Raw genomic sequence first — 21,617 nt, 5'->3', positions numbered from 1 at the left:
AAGAAGCCCCCCGCTTTCGCGAGGGGCTTCTTGCTGTCTGTGCGCCGCCAGGGACTCGAACCCCGGACCCGCTGATTAAGAGTCAGCTGCTCTAACCAACTGAGCTAGCGGCGCCTGCCGACGTCGTAGACCTTAGCATCCTGATCGGCGCCAGGAAAAATCGATATGTGTGCCCCGGAGGGTGTCGCCGGGACCGCGTCCCCGCGGGCCGCCGTGCCCGTTCCGCGGGCCGCCCGTACGCAGGCCCAGAGCAGCACCTCGGGCCCCGGCAGCCAGGGGCGACGCGTGCCGGGGGCCACCAGCCAGCGCGTCTCGGCAGGGACGGGCGAGGCGTCGGCGGGGGCCGTGAGCGGCGGCACGGTGACCGCGTCGCCCGTGCCGTGACAGAGCACGGAGGGGACGGAGGGGCCCCACTCCTCCCAGCCGAGGAGCGAGGGCAGGCGCTGGGCGGTGCGCGGGGCGGCGAACAGCAGCGTGCGGCCGCGGTGCACGGCCACCGGCCCCGAGCCCGGGCCCTCGTCCCATAAGTGGTCCAGCATCCGCCGGCCGAATACCGAGGGGACGCTCACGACGTCGAAGACGGAGCCGCAGGGCAGTACGGCGGGGGCGGCGGGCCTGGCCCGCCAGTGGGCCAGCGCGCTGCGCGGATACGCCTCGGCGGAGGCGAGCCAGGCGGCTCCCTCCGCGGTGACGTCGCAGGCCGCGTCGTGGGCGGGGCCGAGGGGGGAGGCTGCGGTCTGTCCGTACGGAGGGGCGCTGGTTCTCATGGCAGGTACGTCTACCGTTGGTGAGCGCGCGGTTTCACAGAGTTGCCGAATCCAGGGACGGCGACGGGTGGAATGCGGTACCTTGCCCCGTGGCATATGCCGGACATATGTTCGCCCTGTTCGCTTCGGGCGGCGCGCTTCGGGCGGCGCACGGCGCACGGTGCGCGGCTAGGTCCGCTTCTCGGCACCGCCGCGCAGCAGGTCACGGCCGAACTCCACCATCTTCTTGGCGTAGTCCTCCGTCCACTGCGCGCGCTCCGCGATCAGCGCGGGCGTCAGCCGGTCGAAGCGGCGCGGGTCGGCGAGCTGGGCCGCGGCCATGGCCTGGAACTCGACGGACCGGTCCGTCGCGGCGCGGAACGCGTGGGTCAGCTCCGTCGCGCGGTCGAGCAGCCGCCGGGGGTCCTCGATCGACTCCAGGTCGAAGAAGTGCTCGGTGTCGGCCACCGCCTCCGCGGGCTCGAAGAGCAGAGGCGCGGGTCGCATGCGCTGTTCGGTCCGGGGCCGCTCGGGCTCCGCCATGGTGGATCCTCCTCGTACGGTGCGCGCCGCCCGTGCGGCGTTCAGGCCATCTACCATTGTCCCTTGCCGCACAAGTGGGCCACGGGGCTCGCTCCGACGCCACCCGCGCCCCCGGCTCCACCGAGGCTCACCCGGCCCACCGCACCCGATGCTCCGCAAGCCGCGCCAGCACCGCGTGGTTCGCCTCCCAGCCATCGGGGAATTTCACGGTGACCCCCAGTTGGACCGGTTCCGTGGAGGGGTGGTCGTCCAGGAGGGTGTCCACGCCCGCCCGGCAGACCACGATGCAGGCGTGGCGGTGGCGGGAGGCCAGGACGCAGAGGCGGCCCGTCTCCAGGTGGAACGCCGTGGCGTCCGGGCGGCCGGAGAGCGGATGCAGGACGACCGTCACGTCGTACTCACGGCCTTGCAGACGGTTCGCCGTGTCCACCGTGACGTCCTTGATGCCGAGGTCGGCGAGGGCCGCGCGGACCGCCGCCGCCTGGTCGCGGTGGGCCGTGCCGACGGCGATGCGGTCCGCCGTGAGCGGTGCGGGCCCGGGACCGCGCTCCGACGTGGCCGCGCCACCCCGGTCGAGGAGCCGCCGGACCACCTGGGCCAGCGCGCCGACCGCCTCGGGGTCCGTGCGCGGAGTGTTCCGCGCGGGCAGCTCCAGGAGACCCCAGCCCGCCTCGGCCGCCTCGTCGATCACCCGGTCCGCGGCCGAACCGTCCGACGCCACCGCGAAGCTCAGCGTGCGGTCGCCGTGGGCCGTGCCGCTGCGGAAGGGCGTGTACGGATAGAAGGCGCCCGAGACCAGCGGCGCCGCCGACGCGGGCAGCCGCCAGGAGACCGGGAGGCGGTGCTGCGGCAGCTCCGGGTTGTGGGCGAGCAGCGTCGTCACGGCGGAGGCCGAAGGGTCGTACGCGAGGCCGGCCCACTGCTCGGCGCCCACGATCGAGAACGGGTCGAGCTGGCCCGGGTCGCCCACGAACAGCGCCCGCTCGAAGAGCCCCGCCACGGCGAGCAGCGCGTCCGACCGCATCTGGTACGCCTCGTCGACGATCGCGTGGCCCCACGGCGCGTCGAGCTGGCCGACCTGGACGTGCGCCCACTTCGCGGCCGTGGAGATGACCACGTCGAGCCCCGCGAGATCCCCCGCCTTGGTCGACTTGCGGACGTTCGGCAGATCGTCGAGCGCCTTGTCGTACGGGTCGGGGTCGCTGCTGTGCAGGCGGCCCACCGGCAGCTCGGGGTCCTTCTCGGCGAGCCGCAGGACCAGGTCGTCCACCTGCGCGTTCGTCTGCGCGATCACCATCAGGGGGCGGCCCGCCGCGGCCAGTTCGAGGGCGGCGCGGACCACCAGCGTCGACTTGCCCGCGCCGGGCGGCGAGTCGACCACGACACCGCGGTGCGTGCCGTGCAGCGTGTCGTGGAGGATCGCCTCCGTGGCGCGCGCGGCCTCGGCGCCGGGATCGAAGGCGCCACCGGCGGGCGGCGCGAGCTGCATCACAGGATTTCCTCCGCGTGCGTCACAGGGTGTCCTCCGTGGTCACCGGATCGGGGCGCTCCGCCGTGTCCGACGGCGGGCCGCCGTGGGTCCACGGGGTCTCCTCGGGGTCCGGGAGCTTGGGGCCGCCGCGCTGCTCGTGCTCGAAGAGCGTCCAGCAGATCCGGTCGCCCTTCTCGGGGACCGACCCCGCGTCGGGCTCCTTGCCGCGGCCCATCTTGTCGGTCAGACGCAGCACGACGACGCCCTCGCCCTCGTACGCCACGAACTCGGCCGCCTGCGGTTTGCCACCCAGCGAGCGGTACACCTTCGTGCGCTCGCCGAGGTGCGGGCGGTCGTCGGTGCGCACGGTGAGCAGCGGGCGCGGCCGCGGGCTCTTGGCCTCGCTGTACGCCATGACGACCTCCGTCACCTCGCCCGCGAACGCCTCGCCCGCGAGCCGGCGGCCCGCCATCACCAGGGGGTCGTCGAGGGCCTCCTGGGCTTCGAGGCGGGACTGCTCGCGCTCGCGCGTGGCCAGCTTGTTCGCCGCGGTGACCGCGTCGTCGACGCGCGGCTGCGGCGGCTCGCCCGCGGCCACCCGGTCCCGGTGGCCCGTGAACGACCAGCGGTCCCGCGTCCACCGGTCGGCGTCGTGCGCCGCCACGGGCAGCGTGCACAGGGCGTCGAGGCCCCGCCACACGGCGTCCCAGGTGGGGCGGGTCCTGCTGTCGATCAGGGCGTGGATCTCCCGCTCCGCCGCCGTGAGCGCGGCGAGGCGGACGTCCGCCTCGATGCCGTCCTCGGCGGCGGCCAGGGCGGTGCGGGCGCGGTCGTAGCGCTCGATGGCCGGGGCCAGGAGGGTGTTGTCGAACGCCGGGTCCGTGGCCGGGCCCGCCGGCGGGCACAGCAACTGGCCGTCCTTGTCCCGCCCGAGCTCGGCGCGGAGGGCGGCCTCGGCGCCCGATGTGCCCTCCGGGGCCTCGATCCAGGCGAGCAGGGCGCCCAGATGCTGGTCCTCCAGGCTGGACTGGCCCGTGGCCCAGTGCCGGGAGAGCAGCTCGGTCATGGCGAGCAGCAGGGACGAGCCCGGGACACGGGCCCGCTCCCCGAAGTGCGTCAGCCAGCGGCCGAGGAGGGGCACGCGGGGCGGCGCGGGGTAGGGCGCGTCGGGGTCCTGCTCGGCGGTGCGGCGAAAGCGCATGGAGCGGCCGAGCAGCCGCACGAACTCGACGCCGGCCCGGCTGGGGACGATGAGCTGCGGGGCGTCCGCGCAGAGCTCGACCTCGACCTTGACGCGCTTGCCGGTCTCGGGGTCCGTGTCGTTGCGCTCGGCCGCCTCGACGTCCTCGGCGAACGAGTCGATGTACGGCAGGACGATCTCGGCGAGCTGCGAGAGGAACGTGAAGCGCAGGTCGCGGTCGCGCGGCTGGGGCACGACGAGGAGCCGCGGCGAGGTCCGCTCCGTCCCCACGAGTGCGCCGAGGGGCGCGCCCGCCTCGCCCGCGGTGGTGAGCGGCACGAGGACGAGCGGCCGCTGCGACAGATGCCGGTGGCGCACGGTGGCCCGCGGCTGCGCCCGCCCCGTGGAAACAGCTTCGAGCCGCGCAAGCCCATCGATCAGCGACATCCCGCCCCCTCCCCGGCCAGGGCCTCGGTCCGTAGTTCTGCGGCTCTGCGCAGGGTCGCCACCGCCGGGTCGTTCGGGTCGCCCGTGGTGCCGGACGCCGCCGACAGGACGTCGTCGATCGAGGTCAGGCCGCCGAGCTCGCCCCGGATCGAGCGGCCGAGCGCCGTCACCTCGCCGTCCTCGCGGGCCCGGGACCGGCAGTGGAAGGCCAGCTCACAGGCGGACAGGCACTCGGGGGCATACGTCGCGGGGACCGCCTCCACCGCCGCCGACAGCTCGGCCGCCGGGCGGCGCACGTCGAACGTCGTGCCTTCGGGCAGCTCCGCCGCGATGTCCTCGACGCGCGTGAGGCGGGCGAGCTGGCGCCGGGTCACCGAGAGCTTCTTGCGGACGTCGATCGCCGACGCCGTCGGCAGGTTGGAGAAGTCCTTGGGGCAGACGAGGAGGATGTGGTGGCGGATCACCGCCGGGGGATCGGTCCGCGCGGCCACCTGCTCCAGGGCCAGTGCGTACACCGCGGACTGACGGGCCGCCGCCCCCACCTTCGCCGCGTCCGCCGAACCGTCGATCATCGGGAAGGACTTGATCTCGACGACCGTCCAGCCGCCGTCGGGGTGGACGACGACCGCGTCCGGCTCCAGGAAGGCGGGCGTCCCCGCCACGTCGAGGGCCAGCATGGGGTGGTCGAGGAGCGTCCAGCCGCCGGACGCCGTGGCCTCCCGCAGGGCCAGCGCCGTGCGGGCGGCGCGGCCCTCGGGGCCCGCCGCGGCCAGGTCGGGGACGGCGCTCCCGCCGGGCACGGGCTCGGGCCCGCCACCGAGGAGCTGGTGCGTCAGGCGCAGCAGCTCCGCGCCGCCGTCGGCCTTGACCCGCGCCTCGAAGGCATTGCCGCGCATGAACGCGAACTGGGACTGGCCGAAGCCGGAGGGCGCGCCGAGCGAGAGGGCGAGCGCCGTCTTGTCCACGCCCGCGCCGTCCAGCAGCGAACGCCGTCTGCACCCGGGGTTGGCCGCGAGCGCGGCGAGCGCCCTGGCGTCCAGCGGCTGCGCGGGGACGTCGGGGCCGCGCAGCTCAGCGAGCCGGTGCCGCAGCGCCGTCCTCGGCCTGGGCGGGGTCGGCACTCGGCTCGGCGCCGAGGCCGGCACTCTGCTTGCGCTGTCGGGGAAGTCGCTCACCCGCCGAAGTCTGGCACCCGGCACCGACAATCGAGGACTCCGTGGCGGACGTGACCCCGTCGGGACGGATGAAGCGGCTCCGCAGCCGGGCCATCACGGGGTCGCTGAGCCGCCGCACGGGCCGTACGAGGAGCAGTCCGACGCCCATCACGGCGGCGCCCGCGACCGCGTCGAAGAAGTAGTGGTTGGCGGTGCCCATCACGACGAGCGTGGTGATCAGCGGGTAGGCCACACCGGCGGCCCGCACCAGCGGTGTGCGCCCGTGCCGCCACAGCATCACGCCGCACCACAGCGCCCATCCCACGTGCAGGCTGGGCATCGCCGCGTACTGGTTGGTCATGCCGCCGAGCCCGCGCGGCGCGCTCGCCTCGCCGCCCCACCAGCCGTAGTCGCTGTACTGCGCCATGGTGTCGACGAAGCCGTGGCCCGCGCTCAGCAGCCGCGGCGGACACGTCGGCAGGAGCGTGAAGCCGACCAGGCCGATCATCGTGGAAATCATCAGCCACGCGCGTGCGGCACGGTAGTGGACCGTGCGGCTGCGGAAGAGCCAGATGAGGACGGCCGGCGTGACCAGGTAGTGCAGGGAGGCGTACCAGAAGTCGGCGGGGACGCCGATCCAGGCCTGCGAGGTGAAGAGACGGTTCAGTGGGCTCTCGGCGTTCAGCCCCAGGAACTGCTCGGCGCGCAGGATGCCGATGCCGTGGTCGACGGCGGCGGCGACGTCGCCCCGGACCACCAGCCGCCCGGCCGAGTACGCGGCGTACACCAGCACGATCAGCGGCAGCTCCGTCCACCAGCGCAGCCGCTGTCCGGACGGGCCGCCCGTGCCTGGCGCCTCGGTCTTGGGCAGCATCCGGTCGGTCCCCCATCATCTCTGTTCACTCGGCGCTCGCCGCTCGGGTCACCCGGCGTTGGCCGCCGCATCACCTTACGGGCTGCGCGGGGGACGCCACGGCGTCCCCCGGTACCAGACGCAGAGATCGAGCGCCGGGTTGCCGACCCGGGCGAAGGTCCTGTCACGGGTGGGTGATGATGGAGAGAACGGGCACCCACCTGTCCGTAAAAAGCTGTAAAAGTCCCTCGGCGAAAAGCTGCCGGAGTCCCTCCGCGCCCGCGCCCGAGGCCGCGTACGACTTGGAGAGACACCCATGGCACCGCGCATCCTGCTGGCCCGGCACGGACAGACCGAATGGTCGCTGTCCGGGAAGCACACCGGCAGGACGGACATCCCGCTCCTGGCCGAGGGCCGCCTCGGCGCGAAGCTCCTCGGCGAGCGGCTGCACCGCGCGCCCCACGACGGCCTGCCGGACGTCGAGGTGCGCACGAGCCCGCTCTCCCGGGCGCGGGAGACCTGCGAGATCGCCGGTTTCGGGCACCGCGCCCGCACCTGGGACGCGCTCATGGAGTTCGACTACGGCTCCTACGACGGCATGACCCCCGCCGACATCCAGGCCGTCCGCCCCGGCTGGTTCATCTGGCGCGACGGCGTCCCGAGGGGCGAGACGCTGGCCCAGGTCTCCGCGCGCGCGGACGAGGTGGTCGAGTGGGCCAGGAGCGCCGACCGCGACGTGCTGGTCTTCGCGCACGGCCACATCCTGCGGGTCATCGGCGCGCGCTGGCTGGGCGAGGACATCACGTTCGCGTCCCGCATCCGCCTCAACCCCACGTCCCTCTCGGTCCTCGGCTGGGCCTACGGAGAGCCCGCCATCGAATCGTGGAACGAGACGGGCCACCTGTCGTAGCCGCGGGCAGTGCCTACACGGCACGCGGCAGCGCCGCGTGCCGCTCCAGGAAGCCGCCGACCCCCGACGCCCTGCGGTGCGGCAGCAGCACCCGCGCGGTCGTGGCGAGCATCGACTGGACGCGCGAGGACTGCACCTCGTCGAGGAGCGACAGCACCCGAAGCCCCGCCGTCGCCGCCTCGTCGGGCCGTCCGGCGCGCGCCAGGTCGTCGGCCAGCTCGGCGGTGTACAGCGCGATGTTCCTGGTGAAGTGCGGGGTATCGGACGCGGCCGTGACCGCGGCGCGCCGCGCGTACGTGGCGGCCCGCGACCAGTCGCCGAGCGCCGACCAGCACTGCGCCTCCAGGCCGTTCAGCTCGGCCTCGCCGTAGAAGCTCATCCACTCCGGGTCCTCGGACGTGGCCCCGCGGTCGAAGAGGGCGTGCGCCCGGGTCAGGGCGTGCTCGCAGCCCGCGCGGTCGCCGAGCCCCGCCCAGCCACCGGCCTCGCGCAGCGCGAGGAGCGAGAGCAGCCGGGGGGAGCCGTGCCGCCGGGCGGCGCGGGTGGCCGCCTGGGCCGCCCGGACCGCCTCGCGCGGGCGCCCGGTGTCGCGGGCGAGGAAGGCCGTGTTGCAGAAGGCGTGCGCCTCCAGGGCGTCGTCGTCGGCGACCCGGGCGGTCGCGAGGGCCTCGGCGTAGTAGGAGCGGGCGTCGTCGAAGCGGCCCGAGTCGTGCGCGAGCCAGCCCACGGAGATGGCGAGTTCGCCCGCGCCCGCGTGCAGCCGGTCCGCGGTGGACTGCCGGGTGGTGCCCGCGTCGAGGAGGGCGTAGGCGGTCTTCAGGGGCGCGGCCGCCCGGCGGTAGAGGCCGTCGGCGCCGTGCCGGTCGTCGAGCAGCCTGATCTGGCGCACGGCCTCTTCGACCGCGGCCGCCTCGGCGTCGCCGGCCCTGCGGCCGGGCCGGACGGCGGCCTCGGCCGGGTGGCCGAGAGGGAGCCCGACGGGCCCCAGGGACGCGGCGGCCACGGCGGCCGTCGAGCCGGTCATGAATGCGCGACGTCGCACGTCGCTCTCCTGGTGGTTCGTGACGATGGTGGGCGGGGGTTCGGTGGAGCCCGGCGGAGGTGGTGCGCCGGGGCCGGGGCGCGCGCCTCTGCCACGCACCAGTGACCGGGGCGCGAACCCCAGGTCGGTCAGGTTCCGGCCGGGGAACATGTGCAGGAACACGCGCTCGTAGGCATAGTTGGGGCAGCGGATCTCGCCGGCCTCCACCCGGCCGATGTACCGCGCGTCGCAGCTCACCCGCTCGCCGATCTCACGAGCGGCCCGGCGGACCGCCGCCGCGAACTCGCCGGGCGAGCGCTGTCCGCGCAGGCGCCGGAAGGTGAGGTTCGGTCGTGGGGACTGAGTTGACGATGCCATTGGTGAGGTCGCCATGGCCGGACCCTCTCGTGCGGATCGTGCCGGACCGCGCACCTGACTCGCGCGCAGTGGTCACACCCGCGCACGGGATCTCGCGGGGCGCCCCTGTTCCGGCGGAGCACGAACGTACCCGCTGTGATGGTGCGGATACACGGAGTTCGTCTACAAACCGGTCATCTCACCCACGATCTGCCATGAACTGCCATCCTTTGTGGCGGCGTGCCGCAGTGCCCGTTGACGCGGGTCCGCGTTGAACCATGCGGAGAGGGAGACCGCAACAGCTCTCGTACTCGCGAGGAGGGTCCCCTTGTTGGAGATCGGCATGGAGAACGGCGACTCCCGTACGGAGAGCGGCGCGGCACCGGCGTCCCTCACGACGGCCCGGCACTGGCCCACGCAGGACGGAAGCTCGTCGCCGCCGGGCCGGGCCGTGTGCGAGGACGAGTGCTGTGATCTGGTCACGGTCCCGGCGCGGCAGGGGCTCGAAGCGGTGGACATCCTGCGCCGCGGGACGGGCGACACCATCGGCCCCGTCCTGCACGACGGTGACTGCGACACCCTCGGCTTCCTGGTGCCGCCCGGCACCGCCGACGGCTGGGACCTGCCGGGCAGCGCCTGCACGCAGACCTTCGGGCGCGGCATGAGCGTGTACGCGGAGCCGGACCCCGGCCCCGCCGTCCCCGAGCCGCCGGTCGCGGGCACCGGCTGGCTCCTGCCGCCGGGCGGCGAGACCGACCCCGTCACGGACCCCGCCGTCCTGCGGGAGGCGCTCGGCCGGGCGGCGCGCACGATCGAGGCCGCCGACAACTGCCGCTGACACCGGCCGCGGGCGGGCCGGGGCACCTCGCCGGGCCCGCGCCGCACCGGGCGCCGATAATGGTCCGATGGCAAGGAACAGGCGGTCCCGCGAAGAGTCCGAGGCGGTCGTCGAGCAGGTGGACGGCGGCCTCGCCGAGCTGCGGCCGGACCGGGACAGGCCGCGCGCGTGGACGCTGCTCCTGGACGGCGCCCCGCAGTCCCACGTGGACCTCGACGACCCCGGGTACCTCGACTTCGCATACCAGCGCAGGCTCGGCCACGTGGCCGACCTCGTCGCGCCCCCGGGCAAGCCGATACAGGCCCTGCACCTGGGCGGCGGCGCCTTCACCCTCGCCCGCTACATAGCGGCGACCCGCCCCCGCTCCACCCAGCAGGTCGTCGAGCGCGACACCGCCCTCATCGCGCTCGTCCGCCGTGCTCTGCCGCTCGACCCGCAGGCCCGCATACGGGTGCGCGGCACCGACGCCCGCGACGGCCTCGCGAAGATCGCCGACGGCTGGGCGGACCTCGTCATCGCCGACGTCTTCAGCGGCGCCCGCACCCCCGCGCACCTCACCAGCACGGAGTTCCTCACCGACGTACGCAGAGTGCTGCGCCCCGGCGGGTTCTACGCCGCCAACCTCGCCGACGGGCCGCCGCTCGCACACCTGCGCGGCCAGCTCGCCACCGCCGCCGCGCTCTTCCCCGAACTCGCCCTCGTCGCCGACCCCGCCGTGCTGCGCGGCAAGCGGTTCGGCAACGCCGTGCTGCTCGCCGGTGACCAGGCACTGCCCGTCGCGGAGCTGACCCGGCGCAGCGCGAGCGATCCGCACGCGGCCCGGGTCGAACACGGGCGCGGCCTGCGGGACTTCAGCGGGGGAGCGGCCGCGGTGACGGACGCGAACGCCGTCGCCTCGCCCGCGCCGCCACCCTCGGTCTTCCGCTGAGCCAAAGCCGCCGTCACGACTTGGTGATCTCCACGCGCGGCGCGGAGTCGTGCCAGGTGCAGAACACCGAGACCGTGGCCGCGCCGCCCGTGAAGTCCACGCGGACCCACTTCTCCTGCGTCCACGTCCGCACCGACCAGCCCGCCGCCGGGGTCGCCGAGACCAGCGTCGCGGACTCCTCGCCGAGGTCGAGGACGACCCGGCCGCCGTCCGTGTTGTAGCTCTTCACGGTGCCCGTGCCGCCGGAGTCCCCGCCGGCAGGGGCGGGTGACGGCGGGGCGGGGCTCTTGGGGCGGGTCTTCGACGGCTCGGGCGGGGCTGCCGTCCTGCGCGGATTCCCGGCCCTGTCCGGCCCCTTGCCCTTGTCCTTGTCCTTGGCCCTGTCCGGGTCCCTGTCCGGGTTCTCGGCCTTGTCCGGCTTGTCGGCGGGGTCCTCCTCGGCGCGGTGCGTCGAGGAGGACAGCGGCTCGGTCCGGTCGCCGCCGTCCGCGAGGGGCAGGGCGAGCGGCGGGTCGTAGACGGTCCCCGCCAGCACCGTGTGGACGCCCCACCAGGAGAGCGTGACGGCCGCGCCCGTGGCGAGCGACCACGCGACGGTGTGTACGAGTCCTCTGCGCATCGCGGGCCATACTGCACCACGTCACGGGCGCGTGTCCCGGGGCGGCCGGGGAGGACCGCGTTCCTCCGTATGGCGTACGGTGCCGCCCATGGCAAGTGTGCTCGTCGTGGAGGACGACCAGTTCGTACGCTCGGCCCTCATCCGGCACCTGACCGAGGCGACGCACGCCGTGCGCAGCGTCGGCACGGCCCTGGAGGCGCTGCGGGAAGTCGCCCACCACCGCTTCGACCTGGTGATCCTCGATCTCGGCCTGCCCGACCTCGACGGGGCCGAGGCGCTGAAGATGCTGCGCGGCATCACCGACGTACCCGTGATCATCGCCACCGCGCGGGACGACGAGGCCGAGATCGTCCGGCTCCTGAACGACGGCGCCGACGACTACCTCACCAAGCCGTTCTCCGTCGAGCACCTGTCGGCGCGCATGGCTGCCGTGCTGCGCCGCTCCCGCGCCACGTCGGGCGAGGCGCCGGCCGGTAACGTCCTGCGGGTCGGCGGGCTCGCCATCGATCCGCTGCGGCGCCAGGCCGAGCTGGACGGGGCGCGGCTCGACCTGACCCGGCGCGAGTTCGACCTGCTGGCCTTCCTCGCCGGGCGGCCCGGCGTCGTCGTACCCCGCAGGGAACTGCTCGCCGAGGTGTGGCAGCAGAGCTACGGGGACGACCAGACCATCGACGTCCACCTCTCCTGGCTGCGGCGGAAGTTGGGCGAGACGGCCGCCAAGCCGCACTACCTGCACACCTTTCGCGGGGTCGGCGTGAAGCTGGAGCCACCACCGGCGAGGCCGCCGCGGTGAGATGGGCGCTCGTCAAGGTGTGCCTGGCCGTCACGACGATGGTCGTGGTGGCCTTCGCGGTGCCGCTCGGCCTCGTCGTCAAGGAGATGGCCCGCGACCGTGCCCTCTCCAACGCGGAGCGGCACGGGGCGGGCATGGGCCCCACGCTCTCCATCACCACCGACCGCGCGGAACTGACCCGGGCCGTCGCCACGTCCGCGGCGGGCGGCGACGGGCGGATGGCCGTGTACGTACCGGCCGCCGGTGGCGCCGGCGCCTTCGAGGTCGGCGACCCGAGGGCCGGGGCGCGGGCCGTGGCGGCCACCCGCGAGGAGGGCCGGGCCAGGACCGCCGAGGTGCCCGGCGGCTTCGTGGTCCTTCAGCCGACCGCGCTGAGCTCGGGCACGGCGGTCGTGGAGATCTACGTGCCCGAGGCCGAGATCAGCAACGGCGTGACCACGGCGTGGCTGGTGCTCGCGGGCGTCGGCGTCGCGCTCGTCATCGGTTCGGTGGCGGTCGCGGACCGGTTGGGCGTACGGATGGTCCTGCCCGCCAAGCGGCTCGTGGGCGCCGCGCACGACCTCGGGGAGGGGAAGCTGGGGGCGCGGGTGCCGGAGGAGGGGCCCAAGGAGCTGCGCCTCGCGGCGGTGGCCTTCAACTCCATGGCCGACCAGGTGGTGCGGCTCCTCGCCAACGAGCGGGAGCTCGCGGCGGATCTCTCGCACCGGTTGCGGACGCCGCTGACCGTGCTGCGGCTGAACGCGGCCTCGCTCGGCGACGGCCCCGCGGCGGAGCAGACCCGTACGGCCGTCGAGACGCTGGAGCGCGAGGTCGACACGATCATCCGCACCGCGCGGGACGCGAAGCCGCAGACGGCGGTGGTCGGGGCCGGGGCGGGGTGCGACGCCGCCGAGGTGATCAGGGACCGCATGGCGTTCTGGTCGGCCCTGGCGGAGGACGAGGGGCGGGAGGTCCGCGTGGCGGGGGTGGAGCGGCCCGTCCGCGTACCCGTGGCCCGCGCCGAACTGGCCGCCGCGCTCGACGCGTTGCTCGGCAACGTCTTCCGGCACACGGGCGAGGGCACGGGCTTCTCGGTGGACGTCCACAGCGCAGAGGACGCGGTGATCGTCCTGGTCTCCGACGCGGGGCGGGGCATCGCCGACCCCGAGGCCGCGTTGGCGCGGGGCGCCGGGTCGGGGGCGGACGGGTCCACGGGGCTCGGCCTCGACATCGTCCGCCGCCTCGCGGAGTCGACGGGCGGCGACGTACGGGTGGGCCGCTCGGTCCTCGGCGGCACGGAGGTGCGCCTCTGGCTCCAGCGGGCCGACCGCCGGGGCCGCCGCGGAACGGAGGACGGCCGCCGGGGCCACCGGGGCACGGTCCGGCGGCGACGGCTCTCCGCACGGTGACGGGGGGCGCGACGCCACCCCCCGTCGTCGGGTACGGGTCAGTCGAGCGCGAGCTCCGGCAGCTCACCCGCGCGGGCGACCTTCGCGTACCAGTGGGCGCTGGACTTCGGGATGCGGACCTGGGTCTCGTAGTCGACGTACACCGTGCCGAAGCGCTTGCTGTAGCCGTAGGACCATTCGAAGTTGTCCAGGAGCGACCAGAGGTAGTAGCCGCGGACGTCGGCCCCGTCCGTGATGGCCTGCCGGACCGCGGCCAGATGGCCGTGGAGGTACGCGATGCGCTCGGGGTCGTGGACGCGGCCCTCCGCGTCGGGCTTGTCGTCGTAGGCCGCGCCGTTCTCGGTGATGTACAGCGGCAGCCCCGGTGCCTCCCGCGTGTACCGCATGATCAGCTCGTGCAGCCCGGTCGGGTCGATGGACCAGCCCATCTCGGTGCGCTCGCCGGGCGTCTGGTGGAAGGCGACGTCCTCGGCCCCCGGCCACGGGGAGTGCTCGCTCGCGCCGTGCCCGTCGTTGCTCGCGGACCCCGAACCGTCCTCGGCGGCCGACACCAGGGCCGGCGTGTAGTAGTTGAGGCCGAGCGCGTCCAGCGGCTGGTGGATGGCGGCCAGGTCGCCGTCCTGCACGCAGGACCAGTCGGTGATCCGTGCCGTGTCCGCGAAGAGGTCCTTCGGGTAGGCGCCGTGCAGCATCGGCCCGTGGAAGATGCCGTTGGCGAGGTTGTCGATGCGCCGCCGCGCGTCGAGGTCCCCCGGGGCCTCGGAGACCGGCCTGACCACGGAGGAGTTGAGGCTCACCGCGACGCGGGCGCGGGCGGGCAGCACGGTGCGCAGGGCCTGCGTGCCCAGGCCGTGCGCGAGGTTGAGGTGGTGCGCGGCGTGCAGGGCGGCCGCCGGGTCGGTGCGGCCGGGGGCGTGGACGCCGGAGCCGTAACCGAGGAAGGCGCTGCACCACGGCTCGTTGAGCGTGATCCAGGAGTTGACGCGGTCTCCGAGGGCCTCGCCGACGATGCCCGCGTACTCCGCGAACCGGTACGCGGTCTCCCGCACCGGCCAGCCCCCGGCGTCCTCCAGCTCCTGCGGCAGGTCCCAGTGGTAGAGGGTCACGGCGGGCTCGATGCCCTGGGCGAGCAGGTCGTCGACCAGGCGCCGGTAGAAGTCGAGGCCGCGCTGGACGGCGGGGCCGCGTCCGGTGGGCTGCACGCGTGACCAGGAGACGGAGAAGCGGTAGGCGCTCAGGCCGAGGCCGGCCATGAGCGCGACGTCGTCGCGGTAGCGGTGGTAGTGCTCGACGGCGACGTCACCGGTGTCACCGCCGTCCGTCCGGCCCGGGGTGTGGCTGAAGGTGTCCCAGATGGAGGGCGTACGGCCGTCCTCGCGTACGGCGCCCTCGATCTGGTACGCGGAAGTGGCGGTGCCCCAGAGGAAACCGGCCGGAAAGGTAAGGGGTTCAGGCATGGAAGCGCTCCCATGAAGCGTAGGGGAAGAGAGGTACAGAGGGAGAGGGACGGGGGAGGGGCAGGAAGGGGCAGTTCCGGGAGCCTGGACGGGCTCCCGGAGAATCAGCCCTTCACCGCGCCCTGCATGATCCCGCTCACGATCTGCTTGCCGAACAGGATGAACGCGAACAGCAGCGGAAGCGTGCCGAGGAGGGCTCCCGCCATGATCACCGCCCGGTCGGGGATGTACCCCGTACCGAGGGAGTTGAGCGCCACCTGCACGGTCGGGTTCGACTGGTTGAGCGCGATGATCGGCCACAGGAAGTCGTTCCAGGCCATGACGAACGTCAGCAGTCCGAGCACGGCCATCGCGGGCCGCGCCGCAGGGAACACCACGTGCCAGATGATCCGCAGGCTGCTCGCCCCGTCCATCCGCGCCGCCTCGATCAGTTCGCTGGGCAGCGCCTGGAGCAGGTACTGCCGCATGAAGAACACCCCGAAGGCGCTCACGAACGTCGGCAGGATCACCGCCTGGAGCTGGTTGGTCCACTGGAGGTCCGCGACCCACAGGTACAGCGGTACGACGCTGAGCTGCGGCGGCACCATCATCGTGCCGATGGTCAGCAGGAGCAGCGCCCCGCTGAACCTGAACTTCAGTTTGGCGAAGGCGAATCCGGCGATCGTGGAGAACAGGACGGTGCCGATGGTGATGCTGCCCGCCACGATCGTGGTGTTCAGCATCGCGTCGCCCAGGCTCGCCTCCGTCCACGCCCTCTCCAGGTTCTTGAAGAGGTTGCCGCCGAACCACAGGGGCGGCGGCGTCTGCGCGAGCCGCCCGCTGGTGCGCGAGGCCGCGATCGCCGTCCAGATCAGCGGCGCGAGCGAGACGGCCGTGAACAGCGTCAGGATGACGTAGGTGAGGGGGCCCGCGTGCATCGTCCGGCCGGCCTTCTGGCCGAGCGGGCGCACCTTGCTCCGCGGCGCCGGGACGCGGTCGGTCGGCGGGGCCTCGGGGAGGTCGGCCTTCGGGTCCACCGTGCGGGCCTTCATCGGTCCTTCCTCATGCGTCGGACGATCAGCAAGTTGACCGCGGCGATGATCAGCAGGATCGCGAGCATCAGCCAGGCGACCGCCGAGGCCCGCCCCAGGTGACCGTTGATCCAGCCCTGGTCGTACAGATAGAGCCCCAGCGTCTGGAACTGGTGGTCCGCGCCGCCCTTGGACCCGGCCGTGCCGCCGAACAGCAGCGGCTCACCGAAGAGCTGGGTGGCCCCGATGGTGGAGACGACCACGGTGAACAGGATCGTCGGCCGCAGCATCGGGATCGTCACGTGCCGGAACTGCTGCCAGCGAGACGCGCCGTCCAGCGCCGCCGACTCGTACAGGTCGTGCGGCACGGCCTGCATCGCCGCGAGGTAGATCAGCGCGTTGTAGCCGGTCCACCGCCAGATGACGATCGACGACACGGCGAACTGCGAACCCCACGACGACTCGCGCCAGTTGACCGGGTCGAAGCCGATGGACCCGATCATCCAGTTGACCATGCCGCCGTCCCACGCGAACAGCAGCGTGAAGACCAGCGACGCGCTCGCCACCGAGGTGGCGTACGGAGCGAGCATCGCCACGCGCCACAGGGTGGAGCCGCGCAGCTTGTAGTTCAGCAGGTGCGCGATGCCGAGCGCGATGGCGAGCTGGGGGACGGTGGCGATGACGCCGATGGTGAAGGTGTTGCCGAGCGCGTTCCAGAAGTAGTCGCTCTGCAACAGGTTGGTGTAGTTCTCCAGGCCCAGCCAGGTGCTGTCGTCGAGGTTGGTCAGCTCCAGGCGGTGCAGCGAGGCCCAGCCCGTGTAGAGCAGCGGGAACAGGCCGAAGGCGCCGAAGAAGAGGAAGAACGGCGCGACGAAGACGTAAGGCGACGCCTTGATGTCCCAGCGGTACAGACGCCTGCGCCAGGGGGGCGGCGTGCGGGAGGACTTGCTCCCGGTCGCGGCCGGGGCCGCGCCCCCCTTTCCGGGGGGCGCGGTCTCGGCGTACTCAGCGGTCTCGGACATGGGGGTCACTGTCCCAGAACGTCCTTGATCTCATTCTGGGCCGCCTCCCAGCCCTCCGCGGGAGACTTGCCCTGCTGCTCCACCTGGAGCACACCGATGTCCGTGATGGACTGGCCGATCTGGGCGTCCTTGAGGCCGTAGATGACCGAGGGGATGTTCTTGGCGATGTCGCCGTAGATCTTCGTGATGGGCGCGTTGTTGAAGTACGCCTTGGTCGCGGGCGAGGGCTTCAGCGAGTCGTACGCCGACGGGGTGGAGGGGAAGCTGGCCTGCTTGGCGAAGACCTTCGAGAGCTGCTCGGGCTGCGTCAGCCACACGGCGAGCTCGGTCGCCTCCTTCTTGTGCTTGCCGGCGCTCGGCACACCGAGGAACGTTCCGCCCCAGTTGCCCTCCTTGGGCGCCTTGGCCATGTCCCACTGGCCCTTGCCCTCCGGACCCGTCTTCTCCTGGATGTACCCGGCCATCCAGGCGGGGCACGCCACGGAGGCGAACTTGGCGTTGGCGAAGCCCTGGTCCCACGTCGGGTCGAACTGCTTGAGCTTGGCCGACATGTCGCCCTTGGCGACCTTCATCGCCGCGTCCCAGGCGTCCTTGCGGCCCTGGCTCTTCTCGTAGATCTCCTCGCCGCTCTTGTCGTAATACCGCTCGGTGGCACCGGCGAAGACGGCGTTGTAGACACTGGAGGCGGAGTCGACGAACTTCGTGCCGTCGGGCGCCTTCTTCATGTACTTCTCGCCGAGCTCGACGTACTTGTCCCAGTCGCCGGACCACGCCTTGGCGAGCTCCTCGCGGTCGGTGGGCAGACCGGCCTTCTTGAAGAGGTCCTTGCGGTAGCAGAGGGCGGTCGGGCCGATGTCGACGCCGAGGCCGATCGTCTTGCCGTCCTCGGTGGTGCCCTGGTCCCACTTCCAGTCCAGGTACGTCGACTTGTCGACGCCCTTGGCCTTGCTCAGGTCCTCGAACTTGGCGCCCTGGGTCTTCACCACCTCGGTGATGTTGCTGACCTCGATGGCCGCCACGTCGTTGACGCCGGCGCCGGACTGGAGCTGGGTGAGCAGCTTCGGGTAGTAGGCGTCGTTCCGCTCGATCACGTTCTCTTTGATCGTGATGTTCGGGTGCGCCTTCTCGTACTCCTCGTAGAGCCCGGCCTGCTTCAGGCCCAGCACGCCGAACGTGCCGACGTTCAGCGTGATCTTGCCGTCGCTGCCCGCTGAACCGCCTTCGTCATCACTGGAACAAGCGGCGAGCAGGCTCGTGGCCAGCGCGGTCACGGCCGCGTAGGCCACCAGCCGCCGGGACCGGCGGAAATTGCTGAGCATTACGTCCTCCTGTTGCCTGACGTGCCGACCCCCCGGCCAACTGGACTGCTGAGCCCGTCGGTTCACGCTGCGGCTCGGGCGGGGAACGTGCGGGTTATTTACGTGTCAGGTAGTGTGGGAGCGCTCCCACAGGTGATGAGTTGAAGACTCGTGGCTTCGGACGGGGGTGTCAAGAGACCGGACGCGGAGATATGCCTTCGGTTATCGGGCCGTTACAGGAAGCGCGCGATTTCGGCGCGGCGGCCCGGTGGAGATCCGGCTGTTACATTCCTGGCCGGGGGAATGGCGACGGGAGGCGGAAATGGCAGCTCACGCAGCGCGTGGCCGTAGCGGCGGACGGCCCACTCTGGAAGAGGTCGCCGCGCGGGCGGGCGTCGGCCGTGGGACGGTCTCCCGCGTGATCAACGGCTCGCCGCGGGTGAGCGAGGCGACCCGCAGCGCCGTGGAGGCCGCGGTGGCCGAGCTGGGCTACGTACCGAACACCGCCGCCCGCGCCCTCGCCGCCAACCGCACGGACGCCATCGCCCTGGTCGTGCCCGAGCCCGAGACCCGCTTCTTCGCCGAGCCGTACTTCTCCGACGTCCTGCGCGGGGTCGGCGCCGAGCTCAGCGAGACCGAGATGCAGCTCCTGCTGATCTTCGCGGGCAGCGACCAGCGGCGCCAGCGCCTGGCCCAGTATTTGGCGGCCCACCGCGTCGACGGGGTGCTCCTGGTCTCCGTGCACGCCGACGACCCGCTGCCCGACCTCCTCTCCCAGCTGGAGATCCCCGCCGTGATCAGCGGCCGCAGGTCGGCCGACGAGCCGCTGCCCTCGGTCGACTCCGACAACTTCGCCGGGGCGTGCTCGGCCGTGGAGCACCTGCTCTCCCGGGGGCGTACGTCCATAGCGACGATCACCGGCCGCCTCGACGTGTACGGCGCCCAGCGCCGCCTCGACGGCTACCGCGCCGCGCTCCTTGACGCCGGCCGCCCGGTGGACGAGCGGCTGGTCGCGCCGGGCGACTTCACGGAGGAGGGCGGCCGGCGCGCGATGGCGGAGCTCCTCGAAGCCCACCCCGGCATCGACGCGGTCTTCGCGGGCTCCGACGTGATGGCCGCGGGCGCCCGGCAGGCGCTGCGGGACGCGGGCCGCCGCATACCCGACGACGTGGCGCTCGTCGGCTTCGACGACTCGGCGATCGCCCGCCACATGGACCCGCCGCTGACGAGCGTGCGCCAGCCGATCGAGGAGATGGGGCGGGCCATGATCGACCTGCTGCTCGCCGAGATCGCGGACAGCCGCCCGTTCGCCGCCCGCCGCCTCGAACGGCGCCAGCTCGTCCTCCCGACCCAGCTGGTGGAACGGGCCTCTTCCTGACTTTGCCGGGGGGCGGCGCTAGGGGCGCGAGCCGCCAGGTCGCGGGCCTGCGCCTGGTCACCCGCCCACCCCCACAGGTACGGGAGCTCCAGGCGGGGAAGCGTCCTGCGCAGGCCGGCCGTTGCGGGGCAGCGCGGAGAGTGCCGCTCGTACGACGGTCTGCACAGCTCGGAACGCGCGACGCATGCGAGCACCCTCCTGACAGTCCCCGGTCGCGCAGGCGGTGCAGTCGAGGCTCCGCTGAACGGCATCACAGCCCGGCTCCCTCACCGGCGTCCCGAGCGGCGGCGATGAACGCGGCCACCCATCTCGGGGAGCAGAGGTCGCCCTCGAACGCCGGCGGCACCACCCAGTGCGTGCCGGGTGGCTCCGTGCGATCGAGTCGGGGCACCCCGAGGAACGTGCCGTCACTCAACAGGGGTGCCTGCTCCTGGTGCTTCCAGCCTCGCGCCAAGCGGGGCCGCATGAGGGCGTAGTAAGTGCCGCCCATGGTGCGGCCGTCGTAGATCACCGGTCCGCCGAGGTGCTGTGCGAGCAGCGCGGCGACCTCCCTAGGGGCGGTGGCGCCCAGGGCCGCGTGCACGAGTGCCTCGGGAATGCGGACGGTGTCGAACCGGCGGCCGAGCGGGAGCAGCGCGACCCCGTTCGCCTCCCACTCATCCCAGGCGTGCGCCGGGTTGCCCTGCGTATGCGCCAGCCAGTTGCTGATCACGTCGGTGTCTGCCTGTGTGGTGCCCATGCGGTAACAGTTGCCGCTGCTCAGCGCGCCGGGAAGTGTGCGCGCCCGGGCACCGGCATTGGTCGGTCCACACAGTGTGTGAACCGTATGGCGCTACTCTCTGTGCACTACCAGTGACGAAGGTGGGCCATGGAGCCAAACAGTTTGCTCGATGCGCTCCTGCATGAATCCGGCATGTCTCGCGTGGGACTGGCCACGCGGGTCAACGAGGCCGGAGCGGCACGAGGGAAGCGAATGCATTACGACCACAGCTCGGTGATCCGCTGGCTCCGGGGCGAACGACCGCGCGGGACAGTGCCCGATCTCATCGCCGACGTGCTCGGTCGACGCGTGGAGCGCACCCTGACACTCGACGACATCGGCATGGGCGCGGGGCCCGCGGCGCCCGGAATTCCGCTCGACGGATTCATCGGGAAGGCCACGGCCCTCTGGCGGGGTGATCATCAGCAGCGCGAGGAGCTGCAGCAGGTCCCCGTCCTCACCGGTCTGCCCGCGGTGGGTCCTGTGTGGGAGTGGGAGAACCCGCCTGACGACGTAGACGTCTCCAGCCGGGGCACGGTCCGCGTCGGGTTGCCCGACGTGCAGCAGTTGCGCACGGCTCGCGCGCACTATGAGCAGATGTACCGCAAGGCGGGTGGGGTCGCCGTACGCGGTCGTGTGGTGCGCTACTTGGTGCAGGACGCCGCGCCTCTGCTGCGCGGCACGTACTCCGACGGCACCGGCCGCGAGTTGCATCGGGCGGTCGGGGGTCTCGCGGCGATCGCCGGGATCTGCGCGTACGACTCGAACGCACAGGGTCTCGCGCAACGCTACTACCACCAGGCGCTCCGTCTGGCGAAGGCGAGCGGTGACCGGGCCTTCGGCGGATACGTGATCGCGCTGCTGGTCAATCACGCGATCTACCTCGGCGACCACCGGCAGGCGGTCGCGTTCGCCGAGGCGGGGCTGCGGACCGCCGGGCGGGCCATTAGTCCGGCTCTCACCTGCGATCTGCACTCGATGCAGGCGAAGGCATTCGCGCGGATGGGAGACCAGGCGGGTGCGCACCGGGCCATGCAGGCGGCGGAGACCGCGGCCGGGCTGATCCGCCCCGACGAGGAGCCCGCGGAGACCGGGTACGTGCAACCGGGGCTGCTGGAAACCTCGCTCGCCGACACCCTCATGCGCCTCGGTGACACCGGCCCCGCGCAGCAGTACGCCGCGGAGGCTGTCGCCATCCAGGCGCACGAGCGCGGCCGGGTGCACCGGCTGGCCACGCTTGCCGACTGTGAGCTGAGAGCGGGCGAGATCGACCGGGCCGCAGGCACCTCAGAGCAGATGCTCGACACCGTGCGGGGCATGGAGTCCCACCGCCTGTACGACCGTCTCGCCGGCGTCCGGCGTAACCTCGCCGCCACGCGCAGCCGCACGGCGCGCGAAATCGTCAGGCGTCTCGACGACACTCTTCGCATTCCCCTGTAGGTGC

General features: G+C 72.9%; 20 protein-coding genes and 1 tRNA gene. 7 read left to right on the top strand and 14 right to left on the bottom strand.

The genetic code is table 11. The features are described 5' to 3' along the window. Positions 1-40: 40 nt before the first annotated feature. The 7 genes from ACRAKF_RS14975 to ACRAKF_RS14945 form a co-directional block, all read right to left on the bottom strand. Positions 41-114 (bottom strand) — tRNA-Lys (locus ACRAKF_RS14975). Then, positions 105-767 carry a bifunctional DNA primase/polymerase gene (locus tag ACRAKF_RS14970; protein WP_447037619.1) on the bottom strand — a complete coding sequence of 221 codons (663 nt, stop codon included), beginning with the start codon at positions 765-767 and terminating at the stop codon, positions 105-107. Before ACRAKF_RS14970 ends, ACRAKF_RS14975 begins: the two co-directional genes overlap by 10 nt. Before the next feature lie 168 nt (positions 768-935). Then, positions 936-1,289 carry a hypothetical protein gene (locus ACRAKF_RS14965; protein WP_447037618.1) on the bottom strand — a complete coding sequence of 118 codons (354 nt, stop codon included), beginning with the start codon at positions 1,287-1,289 and terminating at the stop codon, positions 936-938. A gap of 127 nt (positions 1,290-1,416) precedes the next feature. Beyond that, positions 1,417-2,778 carry an AAA domain-containing protein gene (locus ACRAKF_RS14960; RefSeq protein WP_447037617.1) on the bottom strand — a complete coding sequence of 454 codons (1,362 nt, stop codon included), beginning with the start codon at positions 2,776-2,778 and terminating at the stop codon, positions 1,417-1,419. Between the two features lie 22 nt (positions 2,779-2,800). Then, positions 2,801-4,387, bottom strand: coding sequence for a hypothetical protein (locus ACRAKF_RS14955; RefSeq protein ID WP_447037616.1), 1,587 nt, complete (start codon positions 4,385-4,387; stop codon positions 2,801-2,803). Then, entirely contained in the window at positions 4,378-5,508 is a 1,131-nt protein-coding gene (locus ACRAKF_RS14950; protein ID WP_447037615.1) for a hypothetical protein, read from the bottom strand. The genes ACRAKF_RS14955 and ACRAKF_RS14950 overlap by 10 nt, the downstream gene beginning before the upstream one ends. Continuing rightward, positions 5,459-6,412: a phosphatase PAP2 family protein gene (locus ACRAKF_RS14945; protein ID WP_447041982.1), complete on the bottom strand. Its 954-nt coding sequence runs from the start codon at positions 6,410-6,412 to the stop codon at positions 5,459-5,461. The genes ACRAKF_RS14950 and ACRAKF_RS14945 overlap by 50 nt, the downstream gene beginning before the upstream one ends. A 298-nt stretch (positions 6,413-6,710) precedes the next feature. Here ACRAKF_RS14945 and ACRAKF_RS14940 point away from each other — a divergent pair, with 298 nt between their 5' ends. Further along, on the top strand, positions 6,711-7,304 hold the full coding sequence (locus ACRAKF_RS14940; protein ID WP_447037613.1) for a histidine phosphatase family protein: 594 nt from the start codon (positions 6,711-6,713) through the stop codon (positions 7,302-7,304). 13 nt (positions 7,305-7,317) lie between these two features. Here ACRAKF_RS14940 and ACRAKF_RS14935 read toward each other — a convergent pair whose 3' ends face one another. Beyond that, the gene (locus tag ACRAKF_RS14935; protein ID WP_447037612.1) at positions 7,318-8,718 is read right to left on the bottom strand and encodes a tetratricopeptide repeat protein; all 1,401 of its coding nucleotides are present in this window, start codon (positions 8,716-8,718) and stop codon (positions 7,318-7,320) included. A gap of 295 nt (positions 8,719-9,013) precedes the next feature. On the opposite strand from ACRAKF_RS14935, the gene ACRAKF_RS14930 reads away from it, so the two are divergent. Continuing rightward, entirely contained in the window at positions 9,014-9,520 is a 507-nt protein-coding gene (locus tag ACRAKF_RS14930; protein WP_447041980.1) for a hypothetical protein, read from the top strand. Between the two features lie 67 nt (positions 9,521-9,587). Further along, positions 9,588-10,448: a spermidine synthase gene (locus ACRAKF_RS14925; RefSeq protein ID WP_447037611.1), complete on the top strand. Its 861-nt coding sequence runs from the start codon at positions 9,588-9,590 to the stop codon at positions 10,446-10,448. 13 nt (positions 10,449-10,461) lie between these two features. Here ACRAKF_RS14925 and ACRAKF_RS14920 read toward each other — a convergent pair whose 3' ends face one another. After that, positions 10,462-11,067: a hypothetical protein gene (locus ACRAKF_RS14920; protein ID WP_447037610.1), complete on the bottom strand. Its 606-nt coding sequence runs from the start codon at positions 11,065-11,067 to the stop codon at positions 10,462-10,464. Between the two features lie 88 nt (positions 11,068-11,155). On the opposite strand from ACRAKF_RS14920, the gene ACRAKF_RS14915 reads away from it, so the two are divergent. Both ACRAKF_RS14915 and ACRAKF_RS14910 read left to right on the top strand, forming a co-directional pair. Then, positions 11,156-11,860 carry a response regulator transcription factor gene (locus tag ACRAKF_RS14915; RefSeq protein ID WP_447037609.1) on the top strand — a complete coding sequence of 235 codons (705 nt, stop codon included), beginning with the start codon at positions 11,156-11,158 and terminating at the stop codon, positions 11,858-11,860. Next, complete coding sequence (locus ACRAKF_RS14910; protein ID WP_447037608.1) at positions 11,857-13,248, top strand: sensor histidine kinase; 1,392 nt, start codon at positions 11,857-11,859, stop codon at positions 13,246-13,248. Before ACRAKF_RS14915 ends, ACRAKF_RS14910 begins: the two co-directional genes overlap by 4 nt. Before the next feature lie 38 nt (positions 13,249-13,286). On the opposite strand, the gene ACRAKF_RS14905 is transcribed toward ACRAKF_RS14910, so the two are convergent. From ACRAKF_RS14905 to ACRAKF_RS14890, 4 genes are all read right to left on the bottom strand, one after another. Next, entirely contained in the window at positions 13,287-14,705 is a 1,419-nt protein-coding gene (locus tag ACRAKF_RS14905) for a GH1 family beta-glucosidase (protein WP_447037606.1), read from the bottom strand. Positions 14,706-14,809: 104 nt separating this feature from the next. Next, positions 14,810-15,736, bottom strand: coding sequence for a carbohydrate ABC transporter permease (locus ACRAKF_RS14900; protein ID WP_447037605.1), 927 nt, complete (start codon positions 15,734-15,736; stop codon positions 14,810-14,812). Continuing rightward, positions 15,733-16,737: a carbohydrate ABC transporter permease gene (locus ACRAKF_RS14895; protein WP_447037603.1), complete on the bottom strand. Its 1,005-nt coding sequence runs from the start codon at positions 16,735-16,737 to the stop codon at positions 15,733-15,735. The genes ACRAKF_RS14900 and ACRAKF_RS14895 overlap by 4 nt, the downstream gene beginning before the upstream one ends. A 5-nt stretch (positions 16,738-16,742) precedes the next feature. Then, entirely contained in the window at positions 16,743-18,056 is a 1,314-nt protein-coding gene (locus tag ACRAKF_RS14890) for an ABC transporter substrate-binding protein (RefSeq protein ID WP_447037601.1), read from the bottom strand. Positions 18,057-18,357: 301 nt separating this feature from the next. On the opposite strand from ACRAKF_RS14890, the gene ACRAKF_RS14885 reads away from it, so the two are divergent. Then, on the top strand, positions 18,358-19,413 hold the full coding sequence (locus ACRAKF_RS14885; protein WP_447037599.1) for a LacI family DNA-binding transcriptional regulator: 1,056 nt from the start codon (positions 18,358-18,360) through the stop codon (positions 19,411-19,413). Positions 19,414-19,663: 250 nt separating this feature from the next. Here the strand turns inward: ACRAKF_RS14885 and ACRAKF_RS14880 are convergent, their stop codons facing one another. Further along, positions 19,664-20,152, bottom strand: coding sequence for a hypothetical protein (locus ACRAKF_RS14880; protein ID WP_447037597.1), 489 nt, complete (start codon positions 20,150-20,152; stop codon positions 19,664-19,666). A 129-nt stretch (positions 20,153-20,281) separates the two neighbouring features. Between ACRAKF_RS14880 and ACRAKF_RS14875 the strand changes: the two genes are divergently transcribed. After that, the gene (locus tag ACRAKF_RS14875; protein WP_447037596.1) at positions 20,282-21,613 is read left to right on the top strand and encodes a transcriptional regulator; all 1,332 of its coding nucleotides are present in this window, start codon (positions 20,282-20,284) and stop codon (positions 21,611-21,613) included. Positions 21,614-21,617: the final 4 nt, after the last annotated feature.

It is taken from the genome of Streptomyces sp. DSM 118878, assembly GCF_052936595.1.
This window is presented reverse-complemented; position numbering and strand designations above follow the sequence as displayed.

What these genes read in the sequence shown, in the direction of transcription:
- ACRAKF_RS14970 (WP_447037619.1), bottom strand. Translation starts at nt 767, where the DNA reads ATGAGAACCAGCGCCCCTCCGTACGGACAGACCGCAGCCTCCCCCCTC.
- ACRAKF_RS14965 (WP_447037618.1), bottom strand. Translation starts at nt 1,289, where the DNA reads ATGGCGGAGCCCGAGCGGCCCCGGACCGAACAGCGCATGCGACCCGCG.
- ACRAKF_RS14960 (WP_447037617.1), bottom strand. Translation starts at nt 2,778, where the DNA reads ATGCAGCTCGCGCCGCCCGCCGGTGGCGCCTTCGATCCCGGCGCCGAG.
- ACRAKF_RS14955 (WP_447037616.1), bottom strand. Translation starts at nt 4,387, where the DNA reads ATGTCGCTGATCGATGGGCTTGCGCGGCTCGAAGCTGTTTCCACGGGG.
- ACRAKF_RS14940 (WP_447037613.1), top strand. Translation starts at nt 6,711, where the DNA reads ATGGCACCGCGCATCCTGCTGGCCCGGCACGGACAGACCGAATGGTCG.
- ACRAKF_RS14935 (WP_447037612.1), bottom strand. Translation starts at nt 8,718, where the DNA reads ATGGCGACCTCACCAATGGCATCGTCAACTCAGTCCCCACGACCGAAC.
- ACRAKF_RS14925 (WP_447037611.1), top strand. Translation starts at nt 9,588, where the DNA reads ATGGCAAGGAACAGGCGGTCCCGCGAAGAGTCCGAGGCGGTCGTCGAG.
- ACRAKF_RS14920 (WP_447037610.1), bottom strand. Translation starts at nt 11,067, where the DNA reads ATGCGCAGAGGACTCGTACACACCGTCGCGTGGTCGCTCGCCACGGGC.
- ACRAKF_RS14915 (WP_447037609.1), top strand. Translation starts at nt 11,156, where the DNA reads ATGGCAAGTGTGCTCGTCGTGGAGGACGACCAGTTCGTACGCTCGGCC.
- ACRAKF_RS14905 (WP_447037606.1), bottom strand. Translation starts at nt 14,705, where the DNA reads ATGCCTGAACCCCTTACCTTTCCGGCCGGTTTCCTCTGGGGCACCGCC.
- ACRAKF_RS14900 (WP_447037605.1), bottom strand. Translation starts at nt 15,736, where the DNA reads ATGAAGGCCCGCACGGTGGACCCGAAGGCCGACCTCCCCGAGGCCCCG.
- ACRAKF_RS14895 (WP_447037603.1), bottom strand. Translation starts at nt 16,737, where the DNA reads ATGTCCGAGACCGCTGAGTACGCCGAGACCGCGCCCCCCGGAAAGGGG.
- ACRAKF_RS14890 (WP_447037601.1), bottom strand. Translation starts at nt 18,056, where the DNA reads ATGCTCAGCAATTTCCGCCGGTCCCGGCGGCTGGTGGCCTACGCGGCC.
- ACRAKF_RS14885 (WP_447037599.1), top strand. Translation starts at nt 18,358, where the DNA reads ATGGCAGCTCACGCAGCGCGTGGCCGTAGCGGCGGACGGCCCACTCTG.
- ACRAKF_RS14880 (WP_447037597.1), bottom strand. Translation starts at nt 20,152, where the DNA reads ATGGGCACCACACAGGCAGACACCGACGTGATCAGCAACTGGCTGGCG.
- ACRAKF_RS14875 (WP_447037596.1), top strand. Translation starts at nt 20,282, where the DNA reads ATGGAGCCAAACAGTTTGCTCGATGCGCTCCTGCATGAATCCGGCATG.